This is a genomic window from Agilicoccus flavus, assembly GCF_014857905.1.
Taxonomy (GTDB): domain Bacteria; phylum Actinomycetota; class Actinomycetes; order Actinomycetales; family Dermatophilaceae; genus Agilicoccus; species Agilicoccus flavus.
Map to the genome: position 1 here is coordinate 28,602 of NZ_JACYXE010000003.1, position 13,179 is coordinate 41,780.

Sequence of the window (13,179 nt, forward strand, 5' to 3'; positions counted from 1 at the left end):
TGCCCTCACCGGGACTTGGGGTCGAACGCGTCGCGGGCGGCGTCGCCGAGCATGATGAAGGCGAGGACGCCCAGACTGAGGAACAGGCTGGGGAACAGCGGGATGTGCGGGAAGGTGCGCAGGAAGGTCAGGCCCTCGTTGATGGCCACTCCCCACGACACCGCCGGCGGCACGAGCCCGATCCCGAGGAACGACAGCGTCGCCTCGGCGACGATGAAGACGCCGAGGTTGATCGTCGAGACGACGAGGATGGGCGCCAACGAGTTCGGGAGGACGTGCTTGGTGATGATCCGCCACGGGCTCGCGCCGAGGGCGCGGGCCGCCTGGATGTAGTCGTTCGGCAACACCTGCAGCACCGACCCGCGCATGAGCCGCGCGAGGCTCGGCCAGCCGAGGATCGTCAGCGCCGCGACGACCTTGAGCACGACCGACAGGTACGGGGTCGACTGGTCGCTCGGGAAGGCGCTCATGAAGAGGATGCCGCCCAGCAGCACCGGGATCGCGAAGAAGACGTCGGTGATCCGCGAGACGATCGTGTCGAGCCAGCCGCCGAAGTAGGCCGCGAGGATGCCGACGGCCCCGCCGATGAGCGTCGTCGCGACCGTCGTGAGGATGCCCACGAGGATCGACGCCCGGGCCCCGTGGATGGTGCGCGAATAGATGTCGTAGCCCTGCCCGTCGGTGCCGAACCAGTGCTCGGCGCTCGGTTCCTGCCGAACGTCGAACACCTGCCTCGGGTCGATCGACGTGAAGAGGCCGGGGAAGGCGGCCATCGCGACGAACAGGGCGATGAGGACGACGCTGAACCAGAAGGCCGGCTTGCGCCGGAGCTGACGCCACGCGTCGGAGGTGAGCGAGCGGGCGGGCGCGGCCGCCTCGCGCGCAGGCGCGACGTCGGTCGAGGGCTCGCCCGGCTCGATGCCGGCGGTCGCGGTGACGGACTGCTGAGGGGTGTCAGTCATGGCTGATCCTCGGGTCGAGAACGCCGTACAGAAGGTCGACGACGAGGTTGACGATGAGATACACGATGACGAGCGCGGTGACGGCGCCGACGACGGCGAACCCGTCGCGGTGGTTGATGCTCTGGAAGATGTAGCCGCCGATGCCCTGGATGTTGAAGATGCGCTCCGTGACGATCGCGCCGCCGAGGAGGGCGCCGAAGTCGTAGCCCATGAAGGTGACGACGGGGATCATCGAGTTGCGCAGGGCGTGCAGCCCGATGGCGCGGCGTTGGGTCAGCCCCTTGGCCTTGGCCGTGCGCACGTAGTCGGCCCGCAGGTTCTCGGCGAGGTTCGTGCGCGTGAGGCGCGTGACGTAGGCCATCGACAGCGACGCGAGCACGATCGCGGGCATGAGGAGCTGGTACATCGACGGGTTGCGGCTCGTCACCGTGACGGGGAACCAGCCCAACCGGACGCCGAAGTAGAACTGGGCGAGCACGCCGATGACGAACACGGGCACGGAGATGACGACGAGCGTGCTCACGAGGATGAGGGAGTCGAGGAACGAACCCTTCCTGATCGCCGCCAGCACCCCGGCGAGGATGCCGATCACCGCCTCGATCGCGATCGCCATGAGCGCGAGCTTGCCGGTGATCGCGTACCGCTGGGCCAGGTCCTGCGTGACCGGGATGCCGTAGGTGTTCTCGCCGAGATCGCCCGTGGCGAGCTTGCCGAGGTACTTCACGTACGCGACGGGGACGGGGTCGTCGAGGTTGTACTGCTCGCGGATCTCGGCGACGACGGCCGGGGGGCACCCGCGGTCGCCGCACTTGCCGGCCGTCGGATCCCCGGGAAGGGCGAAGACCATCGCGTAGATGATGAACGTCGTTCCGAGGACCACGGGGATCATCTGGAGCAGCCGCCGGATGACGTACTTGCCCATGACACCTCCAGGTGCTGTCGGGGGCCGCCCGGGGCGCGATCCTCGCAGGCGGCGTGAAGAGGGGAGGGGCCGGCGTCGCCTCACGGTGAGGCCGCCGGACGACGCCGCTCGGTCGGCGTCCGGATGAGGACGCCGACCGAGCGGGGATGTCACCTCGTCACTTAACGGTGGCCGAGAGCAGGTCGGGTCGGCCGGAGGCTACGTTGACCTTGACGTTGTTCATCTTCTCGGACCAGCCGATCTGCGCCGTGTAGTACCACATCGGGATCGACGGCATCCCGGTGGCGAGCATCTTCTCGGCGTCCTGGTAGGCCTTGAGCGACGCCTCGCCCTCGAGGGTGCCGGCCTCGACGAGCTTCTTGTCGAAGGCGGGGTTCGAGTACTTGTTGTCGTTGCTCGAGCCGCCCGTGGAGTACTGGGGGGTGAGGAAGTTCTCGATGTGCGGGTAGTCGGCGATCCAGCCGGACCGGAACATGCCCTTGAGCTTGCCCCCGCCGATCTGGTCGCGGAACGTCGCGAAGTCGGTGACCGGGGCGGCCACGCAGTCGACCCCGAGGGCCGTGCGGATCGAGTTGCACGTGGCGGTGACCCAGTCCTTGTGCGCCGCATCGGCGTTGTACGAGATCGTCAGCTTGCCCTTGAAGCCGCCGGCCTCGGCGAGCAGCTGCTTGGCCTTCGTGGGGTTGTACGTGCAGAACTCGCCGCACAGGCCCTCGGCGTAGCCCTGGGTACCGGGGGCGCCCCAGCCCGTGGCGGGCTGACGCGCGCCGTCGAACTGGTCGTTGATGATCTTCTGGCGGTCGATCGACATCGAGATGGCCTGGCGGATCTTCGGGTTCGCGTAGTCCGGCGACACCTTGTCGGGGGCGAACATGATCGTCTGGATCGCGGGGTACGCCTTCTGCGCCCAGCGGTCGGGCAGGTCGGACTGGAACTTCTTCGCGACGAGGGCGCTGGCGGGGAGCTCGTCGGCCACGTCGAGGTTGCCGGCGAGGAGGTCGTTGTAGGCGGCCTCGATGTCCTGGTAGATGCGGAAGGTGATCTTGTCGACCTTGCCGCCGAACTGGCCGGAGTAGCCCGAGAACTTCTGCAGGACGGCCTGGCGGCCCTTCTCGTAGCTGACGACCTGGTACGGGCCGGCGCCGATCGGCTTGTCGGCGAACGTCTTCGGGTCCTTGAAGAAGGCGTCGGGCTGCGGCGCGAAGGCCGTGTACCCGAGGCGGACCGGGAGGTTCGAGACCGGGGTCGTCGTCTTGATCGTGAACGTGTGGTCGTCGACGACCTTGAGGCCCGACATCTTGGCGGCCTTCGGCTTCGGGCCCTTCTGGGGGCCGTCGCCGTCAGGGTCCTCGGACTGCAGGTCGGCGAAGCCGGCGATCGGCTCCATGAAGTACGAGAGGTACTGGGCGTTGGGGGCGTACGCGGTGTAGTTCCACGCGTCGACGAAGTTCTTGGCCTTGACCTCGGTGCCGTCCTGGAACTTGTAGCCCGGCTTGATCTTGACCGTGAAGTTGGTGTTGTCGGTCGTCTCGATCGACTCGGCGATGTCGGCCTTCGGCTCCGCCGTGTCGGGGTCGTACTTGTACAGCGTCGAGGTGAAGAGCTCGACGATGTCGTGGCCGCAGGACTCACCGGTGTCGCCCCCGATGAGCGGGTTCTGCGGCTGGCAGCCCCTGGCGACGATCTCGCCCCCGCCGGCGCCCTGGCCCCCGCCCGTGCTGCCCCCGCCACCGGCGTCGCCGCCCCCGCCGCCGCCGCAGGCGGTGAGCAGGGCCGTGGCGGAAAGACTTGCGACGACTGCCGCTCGGGTCTTGGCTCGCATCTGTGAGACCTCCTGGAAGGGTCCTCCGCGGTCGCGGGGACGGGGTGTGACGAACCGCCCTCGCGTCCGGTGTCGTCGTGATCGGCGCAGCCTGGAGTGCGGTGGCGTTGCGCATCAAGGTAGGACGTCCTTCAGCCGGATACTGTCGATTCGGCGATATGCCGGACTCCGAGACGCAATCGTGATCCCGCTGCCCACCCTCGGGCGCTCGAGCCGGTCGGACTGCTCGTCCTCGGGCCGGGGCACCGACCGGGCCGCCACCGGGCCGCCACCGGGCCGTGCCGGTCGGGCGCCGACCGCGCGCCTCCTTGGCCCGACCCCCAGGCGTGGATAGCATCACCGCATCGCGCCGGCGACACCCCTCCTTCGTCGCGGCGCTCGAGGCGAAGGTGACACCCATGAGCGTCCAACTGCACGTGGCGGCACCGGCCCGGGGTCGCGACCTCCCGGTCGGCCCCGTCGTCGGGGTCAGCGGGCTCCCCACGGCCCAGGAGATGTTGCTCAGCTCGCGCCGGCGTGGCCCCGGGGCGCACCGGGAGCCCGGATCGACCCCCTGGCGCACCGGCGTGCGCGAGCTGGTCCTGGCCCTGACCTTCGGCCGACTCGAGGTCTACCGGCCCGCGCACCGGGTCCGCGTCGCCCACTGAGGGGCCCACTGCCCGGCCCCGACGCGGCCACCGATCCTCGGCCGACGCGTCCGAGCCCCGATGCGGCGACGCACAGCGCCCGTCGTGCCCCGCCACCGCGGGGCGCGGCGGGCGTCGTCGGTGCCGGGGCCTAGTCTGGAGGGTGCAGAGCCCTCGCCGCCCGTGCGCGTGTCGCCCGTCGACCCGCGGCGCGGCGGGGGCCGACCTCCCCGCACCGACGAAGGACCCGTCATGGAAACCGCCGAGATCAGGCGCCGCTGGCTCCGCTTCTTCGAGAGCAAGGGCCACACCGTCGTCCCGAGCGCCCCGCTGCTCTACGACGACCCCAACCTGCTGTTCGTCAACGCGGGCATGGTGCCCTTCAAGCCCTACTTCCTCGGGCAGGAGACGCCGCCGTTCCGCCGGGCGACCAGCGTCCAGAAGTGCGTGCGCACGCAGGACATCGAGGAGGTCGGCAAGACCTCCCGCCACGGCACGTTCTTCCAGATGAACGGCAACTTCAGCTTCGGCGACTACTTCAAGCCCGACGCGATCCGCTTCGCGTGGGAGCTGCTGACCACGTCGCAGGGTCGGGGCGGCTACGGCCTCGACCCCGAGAAGCTGTGGGTCACCGTCTACGAGGATGACGACGAGGCGGCCGAGCTGTGGCGCGACCTCACCGGCATCGACGCCGGGCGCATCGTCCGGCGCGGGCTCGCGGACAACTACTGGAGCATGGGCGTGCCCGGCCCGGGCGGTCCCTGCAGCGAGATCTACGTCGACCGGGGCCCGGAGTACGGGCCCGACGGCGGGCCCGCGGTCGACGAGGACCGCTTCATGGAGATCTGGAACCTCGTCTTCATGCAGTACGAGCTCTCGCACGTCCGCTCGAAGGTCGACTTCGACATCGCCGGCGAGCTGCCGAAGAAGAACATCGACACCGGGATGGGGCTCGAGCGCATCGCCTCGATCCTGCAGGGCGTCGACAACATGTACGAGATCGACGAGGTCTACCCGGTCCTCGAGCGCGCGGCCGACATGGCGGGGAAGCGCTACGGGGCGGGCGGCGGGCAGACGGCCCAGACGAGCCACCCCGACGACGTCCGCCTGCGCGTCGTGGCCGACCACGTCCGCAGCTCGCTCATGCTCATCGGCGACGGCGTCACCCCCGGCAACGAGGGCCGCGGCTACGTGCTGCGCCGGATGCTGCGTCGAGCGGTGCGCGCGATGCGCCTGCTCGGCGTCGACGAGCCGTGCCTGCCCGAGCTGCTGCCCGTGAGCATGGAGCGCATGAGCCAGTCCTACCCCGAGCTGGCGCGCGACTTCGACCGCATCTCGACCATCGCGTACGCGGAGGAGGAGGCGTTCCGCCGCACCCTCGCCTCGGGCACGACCATCCTCGACACGGCGGTCGCCAGGGCGAAGGCCCAGGGCGGGCGCATCCTCACCGGGTCGGATGCGTTCAGCCTGCACGACACGTACGGCTTCCCCATCGACCTCACCCTCGAGATGGCCTCGGAGCAGGGGCTGTCCGTCGACGAGGCGGGGTTCCGCGAGCTCATGGCCGCGCAGCGCGACCGCGCGAAGGCCGACGCGAAGGCGAAGAAGCAGGGCCACGGCGACACGCACGCCTACCGCGCGCTCTTCGACGCGGTCGGCGGGCCGGTCTCCTTCACCGGTTACACCGACGTCGAGGGCGACGGCCGCGTCGCCGGGCTCATCGCCGGGGGCGTCCCCGCCGACCGGGCCCGCGAGGGCGACGACGTCGAGATCGTGCTCGACCGCACCCCCTTCTACGCCGAGGGTGGCGGCCAGCTCGCCGACCACGGCCTCATGCGCTTCGGCGGGGCCCTCGTGCAGGTCACCGACGTCCAGAAGCCCATCACCGGCCTCATCGTGCACAAGGGGCGGGTCGTCTCGGGTGAGCTGGGCGTCGGCGACGTCGCGCACTCGAGCATCGACGTCGAGCGGCGGCGGTCGGTGTCGCGCTCCCACACCGCGACCCACGTGCTGCACCAGTCCCTGCGCGACGCGCTGTCCTCGACGGCCACGCAGGCGGGTTCGGAGAACGCGCCGGGCCGGCTGCGGTTCGACTTCAGCTGGAGCAAGCCGGTGCCCGCGTCGGTGTTCGGCGAGATCGAGGAGCACATCAACCAGGTGCTCCTCGACGACCTCCCCGTCGGTGCCGAGGTCATGAACAAGAAGCAGGCGCTGGAGTCGGGCGCGCTCGCGATGTTCGGGGAGAAGTACGGCGACGAGGTCCGGGTCGTGTCGATCGGCGACTGGTCCAAGGAGCTGTGCGGTGGGACCCACGCGCAGCGCGCGGGGCAGCTCGGCGTCGTCAAGCTCCTCGGCGAGTCGTCCGTCGGATCCGGCGTGCGCCGTGTCGAGGCGCTCGTTGGCATGGACGCCTACAGCCATCTCGCGCGCGAGTCGGTCCTCGTCTCGCGTCTCACCGACGTGCTCAAGGGCCGCCCCGAGGAGCTGCCCGAGCGGATCGAGGGCATCCTCGCGCGGCTCAAGGAGGCCGAGCGCGAGATCGCCGCGGTGCGGCAGAAGGAGGTGCTGGCCGGGGCGGGCGCCCTCGCCTCCGGCGCGCGGGACGTCGGCGGCGTGTCCGTCGTGGCCTCCGACGTCGGGGACGGCGTCGCGGCCGACGACCTGCGCCGGCTCGTCACCGACGTGCGCGCGCGCCTCGGCGAGGAGCGCGGCAGCGTCGTCGCCCTCGCGTCCGCGACGAACGGCCGGCCGGCCGTCGTCGTCGCGACGAACGCCGCGGCCCGCTCCGCCGGCATCAAGGCGGGCGCCCTCGTCAAGGCGGCCGCCTCGGCGCTCGGCGGCGGCGGCGGCGGCAAGGACGACCTCGCGCAGGGCGGCGGCACGAACGCCGACGCGCTGCCCGAGGCGATCTCGGCGATCGAGCGCGCCGTCGGCCTGGCCGTCGCGGCCCCCGCCTGAGCGTGCGCACCGGCGTCCGCCTCGGCGTCGACGTGGGGTCGGTGCGGATCGGGGTGGCCTGCAGCGACCCCGACGGCATCCTCGCCACGCCGGTGGCGACCGTGCCCGCGGGTGACGGGGCCCCCGACCCGGTGGCGGCCGTGGCCGCCCTCGCGTCCGGTGACGACCCGGCCGGCCGGCCTCCGGCGGCCGAGATCGTCGTCGGCCTGCCGCGGTCGTTGTCGGGTCAGGAGGGCCCGGCGGCGCAGACGGCCCGCGCCTTCGCGGTCCGGTTGGCGGCCGCCGTGCGACCGGTGCCGGTGCGGCTCGTCGACGAGCGCCTCACGACCGTCGACGCGCAGCGCCACCTGCGCGCGAGCGGCCGCAGCGAACGGACCTCCCGCGACGTCGTCGACCAGGCAGCCGCCGTGGTGATCCTCCAGCACGCCCTCGACGCGGAACGGGCGTCGGGGCGTGCCCCCGGGGAGGCCGTGACCGGGCGCAAGCCTCGGCACCGCGGCGCTCGCTGACGGCGGCCCCGATCGCTCCGACCGGCAGCGACACGCAAACCTCCGATGTGGGCTCCGGCCCCCCGACAAGGCAGAGTGGGAACCATGGTCAGACGCGACGACGCTCCCGGGCACGAGCCGGCCTCGGGCGGCCGCACCGGCGAGGGGTTCGACGACGGGCCGGGAGAGCGCGGCTACGACGAGTCCGGGGACGACGTCTTCGTCGACGCCGGCTCCGGCGGAAGCGCCGAGCACGCGTCCGGCCACGGCGACCGTCACGACCACGTCGAGCGTGACCACCCGGGCCACGACCACCCCGGTGCCGACGAACCGGGCTACGACGACCGTGAGCTCTACGACGAGTACGACCGCGACGGATACGACGAGCGCGACGGCCACGACGAAGACGACGACGAGGGCGTCATCGGCGACCGGCCGCGGCGGAACCGGCGGGGTCGCACCCGCCTCGTCGCGATCGCCGTGGCGGTCCTCGTACTCGTGGCGGGCATCGGCGTGGCGGCGGCGGGTCTGCTCCCGATCATCAGCTCTCTCACGGCGAGCAAGGACTACGAGGGGCCCGGCACCGGGCAGGTGACGTACACGGTCCGGCCCGGCGACACCTACAGCCAGATCGCCGACGGTCTGCAGAAGGCCGGCGTCGTCATGACGACGTCCGCCTTCACCGACGCCCTCGCCGAGCACCCCGGGCCGGAGGTCCAGCCCGGCCAGTACAACCTGCGGTCGCAGATGAAGGCCGTCGACGCGCTCTCGCTCCTGCGGGGCGAGGGGCGCCAGGTCGTCAAGGTGACGCTGCGTGAGGGCCTGTGGAAGCGCGAGGTGTACGCCGCGCTGTCGAAGGCCACCGGCCTCCCCGTCGCCGACTACACCAAGGCCGAGGCGGCGGCGAAGTCCTCGCCCGACAGCCTCGGCCTGCCCGCCTCGGCGCAGGGCAACGTCGAGGGTTACCTGTTCCCGGCCACCTACGAGTTCACGCCGGGGGCATCCGCCACCGAACAGCTGCGCGCCCTCGTCGGGAAGTCGACGAGCCAGTTGCGCCAGCTCGGCGTCAACGACGCAGAGATGGAACGGACGGTCATCGTCGCCAGCCTCGTCGAGGCCGAGGCACGCCTCGACGCCGACCGGCCGAAGGTCGCGCGGGTCATCGAGAACCGGCTCGCGAAGAAGATGCCGCTGCAGTTCGACTCGACGGTCAACTACGGGGTGCAGCGCAAGTCGATCACGACGACCGACGCCGAGCGCGCCGCGAAGAACGGGTACAACACGTACGTCCGCCCGGGCCTGCCCGCCGGGCCGATCGGCAACCCGGGAGCCGCCTCCATCAAGGCCGCTCAGGCGCCCGCCGCCGGTCCGTGGCTGTACTTCGTCACGGTGGACCCCTCGAGCGGTGCGACCCGCTTCGCCGTCACCGGCGAGCAGCACCAGGCCAACGTCGCGCTGTTCCAGAAGTGGTGCCAGGCCCACCCGGGCCAGTGCTGAGCGTCGCCGGGCCGGCGACCGCCGGCGGTCCGGGTGCCCCGACCGATACCGAGAGCGAGGTCACGCCCGTGGGCGTCGTGCCCCACCCGAGTCCGGAGGCGTCCCCCGTCGCGCCCACGTGCCGCGCGGCCGTGCTGGGGTCGCCGATCGAGCATTCCCTGTCGCCGGCGCTGCACGAGGCGGCGTACGCGGCGCTCGGCCTGCGCGAGTGGGCCTACGACCGGTTCGCGGTCGGCGGGGCGGGCGAACCCGACCTGCCGAGCTTCCTCGCCGGATGCGGGCCGGAGTGGGTCGGGTTCTCGGTGACCATGCCGCTCAAGGAGGCGGCCCTCGCCGCCGGCGTCGCGGCCTCCGCGCACGCGCGGGACGTCGGCGCCGCGAACACGCTGGTGCGCGCCGAGGACGGCTGGTACGCCGACAGCACCGACGCCGCCGGCCTCCTCGAGGCCCTGCTCGAGGCCGGCGTCGCCGACCCGCGTCGCGTCCTCGTCCTCGGGGCGGGGGCCACGGCCCGGTCCGCCGCCGACGCGACCGCGCGCCTCGGGGCCCGCGAGCTGTCGTTCGCGGTGCGCCGGGCGCCGCGCCCGCAGACCCTCGACTTCGCCCGCCGGCGTGGGCTCGACGTCGGGGTCGTCCGGCTCACCGACGCCGCCGACCTCGTCCGGGCCCTGTGCGACGCCGACGTCGTCGTGTCGACGCTGCCGACCGGGACCCGCCTCGGCCTGCCCCGGCTCGAGCCCGACCGGCTCGCGGGCGCCGTCCTCATGGACGTCGTCTACGGGGGCTGGCCCACCTCGCTGGCCTCGTGGGCCACCGAGGCGGGGGCGCGCGTCGCCTCCGGCGTGCCGATGCTCGTGCACCAGGCCGCCGAGCAGGTACGGCTCATGACCGGCCACACCCCGCCGGTCGACGCGATGCGCCGCGCCGTCGCGCACGTGCCCGGGGCCTGACGCCCGGTCGGGGAAGGTTCCACCGACTGAACGGGCGGGTCGGGCGGCGCGGGCGCCGTGGGAGCATGTCGGCCATGCGTTGGTTGACTGCCGGTGAGTCGCACGGACCGTCCCTCACGGCGATCCTCGAGGGGATGCCCGCCGGGGTGGAGGTGACCACCGACGACGTGCGCGCCGCCCTGGCCCGTCGCCGCCTCGGGCACGGGCGCGGGGCGCGCCAGAAGTTCGAGCAGGACGTCGTCGACATCACCGGCGGCCTGCGCCACGGGCGCACCCTCGGGTCGCCCCTGGCCGTCGTCATCGGCAACAGTGAGTGGCCCAAGTGGGAGACGGTCATGAGCGCCGACCCCGTCCCGGAGTCGGCCCTCGCGGCCTCCGACGACGTCAACGCCCCCAAGGAGATCGCCCGCAATCGGCCCCTCACGCGGCCCCGGCCTGGTCACGCCGACCTCGTCGGCATGCAGAAGTACGGCTTCGACGAGGCCCGGCCCGTGCTCGAACGCGCCTCCGCCCGCGAGACGGCCGCCCGCGTGGCCCTCGGGGCGCTCGCGTCGGCCTACCTCGAGCAGGCCGCCGGGATCAGGCTCGTCTCGCACACGGTCGGCATCGGCTCGGCGCAGGTCGGCCCGGACGCCGTCCTGCCCGGCCCCGACGACGTCGCCGCCCTCGACGCCGACCCCGTGCGCTCGCTCGACCCGGAGGGTTCGGCCGCCATGGTCGCCGAGATCGACGCCGCGCACGCCGACGGCGACACGCTCGGCGGGGTCGTCGAGGTCCTCGCGTACGGACTGCCGCCCGGCCTCGGGTCCTACGTCCACTGGGACCGCCGTCTCGACGCGCGCCTCGCCGGCGCGCTCATGGGCATCCAGGCCATCAAGGGCGTCGAGGTGGGGGACGGGTTCACCACCGCGCGTCGCCGCGGATCGGCCGCCCACGACGAGATGGAGCGCGACGCCGGGGGGGTGATCCGGCGCCGGTCGGGCCGCGCCGGCGGGACGGAGGGCGGCATGTCCACGGGTGACGTCCTGCGCGTTCGGGCCGCGATGAAGCCGATCAGCACCGTGCCCCGCGCCCTCGACACCGTCGACGTCCGCTCCGCCGACCCGGCCACCGCCATCCACCAGCGCTCCGACGTGTGCGCCGTGCCCGCCGCCGGGGTCATCGCCGAGGCCATGGTGGCCCTGGTGCTCGCCGACGCGGTGGCCGAGAAGTTCGGTGGCGACAGCGTCACCGGCACGGCCGCCTCCGTGCGCGCCTACCTCGACGGGATCCCGGAGGGGATGCGCACGTGGTGAACCCCGGCACGGCTCCCTCGCTCGTCCTCGTCGGCCCGCCCGGAGCCGGCAAGTCCACGGTCGGCGCCCTGCTCGCGGTCGACCTCGGCCTGCCCCGCCTCGACACCGACGACCTCGTCGTCGAGCGGGCCGGCGCGAGCATCGCGGAGGTGTTCGTCGACGAGGGCGAGGAGGCGTTCCGCGCCCACGAGCGGGTGGCCGTCGTCGCGGCCCTGGCCCGCGGCCCCGCAGTCGTCGCGCTCGGCGGCGGCGCCGTCCTCGACGAGCGGACCCGCGCCGACCTGGCCGGACACCGCGTCGTCTTCCTCGACGTGGCCCTGCGCGACGCCGCGCGGCGCGCCGGCTTCGACCAGGGCCGGCCGCTGCTCGCACTCAACCCGCGGGGCCGATGGACGATCCTCATGAACGAGCGGCGGCCGGTGTACGAGGCGCTGGCGTCGTGGCGGATCGACACCGGCGGCCGCACGGCACGCGAGGTCGCGGACGAGGTGCTCGACCTCGTCCGCGCGGACAGGGGGAACCGATGAGGCGGTCCGAGGGCGGGACCCGCCGCATCCGCGTCGGCGGACCGGACGGCTACGACGTCGTCGTCGGCGCGAGCGACACGCCGGCCGAGGTCGCCGCACTGCTCGGGGCGGGGGTGGCGCGGGTCCTCGTGGTCCACGCGGCCGCCGTCGAACACCTCGCGACGTCCGTGGCCGACGGCCTCGCGGCGCGAGGCGTGCAGGTGCACACCGAGGTCGTGCCCGACGGTGAGGCGGCCAAGACGGCCGACGTCGCGGTCCACCTGTGGGGCGTCCTCGGCCGGGCGGGCTTCACGCGCACCGACGCCGTCGTCGGGGTCGGCGGGGGAGCCGTCACGGACCTCGCCGGGTTCGTCGCCGCGACGTGGCTGCGGGGGGTCGCGGTCGTCCAGGTGCCGACGACGTTGCTCGCCATGGTCGACGCGGCCGTCGGCGGCAAGACGGGTATCAACACCCCCGAGGGCAAGAACCTCGTCGGCGCCTTCCACCCCCCGGCCGGGGTGCTCGTCGACCTGCGCGTCCTGCACTCCCTGCCGCGAGCCGACCTCGTCGCGGGGCTCGCCGAGGTGATCAAGGGCGGATTCATCGCCGACCCCGTCGTGCTCGACCTCGTGCAGGCCGATCCGGCGGCCGCGACGGACCCCCGCTCGCCGGTCCTCGCCGAGCTCGTCGCCCGCAAGATCGCCGTCAAGGCGGAGGTCGTCACGGCCGATCTCACCGAGTCCTGGCTGCGCGAGATCCTCAACTACGGCCACACGTTCGCCCACGCGATCGAGCAGGTCGAGGGCTACCGCGTCCGGCACGGCGACGCCGTGGCCGTCGGGCTCGTCTACGCGGCCGAGCTGGCCCGTCTCGCGGGGCGGCTCGACGACGCGACGGTCGCCCGCCACCGGACCGTCCTGGAGGCCGTGGGGCTGCCGACGACGTACGCGCCACCGGAGGGGGTCGCCTGGGACGACCTGCTCGCCGTCATGCGCCGCGACAAGAAGACCCGGGGCGCGATGCTGCGCTTCGTCGTCCTGTCGGCCGTCGGGGCTCCGGAGCGGCTCGAGGGCCCGGACGAGGACCTGCTGCGCCGGGCGTACGACGCCGTCGCCGCCCCGTCCCGGGACTGACCGCTCGGGCGCAGGTCGGC

Annotated in this window: 11 protein-coding genes; 8 read left to right on the forward strand and 3 right to left on the reverse strand. The window is 72.9% G+C overall.

Features of this window, described 5'->3' with window-relative positions; translation table 11 throughout:
* Window positions 1–5 precede the first annotated feature (5 nt).
* The 3 genes from ICW24_RS05935 to ICW24_RS05945 form a co-directional block, all read right to left on the reverse strand.
* Window positions 6–962 (reverse strand): ABC transporter permease, encoded by a 957-nt coding sequence (locus ICW24_RS05935; RefSeq protein WP_226344802.1) that lies wholly within the window; start codon window positions 960–962, stop codon window positions 6–8.
* Window positions 955–1,884, reverse strand: coding sequence for an ABC transporter permease (locus tag ICW24_RS05940; protein ID WP_226344803.1), 930 nt, complete (start codon window positions 1,882–1,884; stop codon window positions 955–957). Before ICW24_RS05940 ends, ICW24_RS05935 begins: the two co-directional genes overlap by 8 nt.
* 157 nt (window positions 1,885–2,041) lie before the next feature.
* Complete coding sequence (locus ICW24_RS05945) at window positions 2,042–3,706, reverse strand: peptide ABC transporter substrate-binding protein (RefSeq protein WP_226344804.1); 1,665 nt, start codon at window positions 3,704–3,706, stop codon at window positions 2,042–2,044.
* A gap of 398 nt (window positions 3,707–4,104) precedes the next feature.
* Here ICW24_RS05945 and ICW24_RS05950 point away from each other — a divergent pair, with 398 nt between their 5' ends.
* The 8 genes from ICW24_RS05950 (at window position 4,105) to aroB (ending at window position 13,159) form a co-directional block, all read left to right on the forward strand.
* Window positions 4,105–4,353, forward strand: a complete 249-nt coding sequence (locus ICW24_RS05950) for a hypothetical protein (RefSeq protein ID WP_226344805.1) — start codon at window positions 4,105–4,107, stop codon at window positions 4,351–4,353.
* A gap of 231 nt (window positions 4,354–4,584) precedes the next feature.
* Complete coding sequence (gene alaS, locus ICW24_RS05955) at window positions 4,585–7,290, forward strand: alanine--tRNA ligase (protein ID WP_226344806.1); 2,706 nt, start codon at window positions 4,585–4,587, stop codon at window positions 7,288–7,290.
* Between the two features lie 2 nt (window positions 7,291–7,292).
* Window positions 7,293–7,799, forward strand: coding sequence for a Holliday junction resolvase RuvX (gene ruvX, locus ICW24_RS05960; RefSeq protein ID WP_226344807.1), 507 nt, complete (start codon window positions 7,293–7,295; stop codon window positions 7,797–7,799).
* Between the two features lie 84 nt (window positions 7,800–7,883).
* Window positions 7,884–9,275 (forward strand): endolytic transglycosylase MltG, encoded by a 1,392-nt coding sequence (mltG, locus tag ICW24_RS05965; RefSeq protein WP_226344808.1) that lies wholly within the window; start codon window positions 7,884–7,886, stop codon window positions 9,273–9,275.
* Window positions 9,276–9,343: 68 nt separating this feature from the next.
* Window positions 9,344–10,225 (forward strand): shikimate dehydrogenase, encoded by an 882-nt coding sequence (locus ICW24_RS05970; RefSeq protein ID WP_226344809.1) that lies wholly within the window; start codon window positions 9,344–9,346, stop codon window positions 10,223–10,225.
* Between the two features lie 74 nt (window positions 10,226–10,299).
* Window positions 10,300–11,520 carry a chorismate synthase gene (aroC, locus tag ICW24_RS05975; RefSeq protein ID WP_226344810.1) on the forward strand — a complete coding sequence of 407 codons (1,221 nt, stop codon included), beginning with the start codon at window positions 10,300–10,302 and terminating at the stop codon, window positions 11,518–11,520.
* Window positions 11,514–12,047 carry a shikimate kinase gene (locus ICW24_RS05980; protein ID WP_226344811.1) on the forward strand — a complete coding sequence of 178 codons (534 nt, stop codon included), beginning with the start codon at window positions 11,514–11,516 and terminating at the stop codon, window positions 12,045–12,047. The genes aroC and ICW24_RS05980 overlap by 7 nt, the downstream gene beginning before the upstream one ends.
* Entirely contained in the window at window positions 12,044–13,159 is a 1,116-nt protein-coding gene (gene aroB, locus ICW24_RS05985) for a 3-dehydroquinate synthase (RefSeq protein ID WP_226344812.1), read from the forward strand. Before ICW24_RS05980 ends, aroB begins: the two co-directional genes overlap by 4 nt.
* Window positions 13,160–13,179 lie beyond the last annotated feature (20 nt).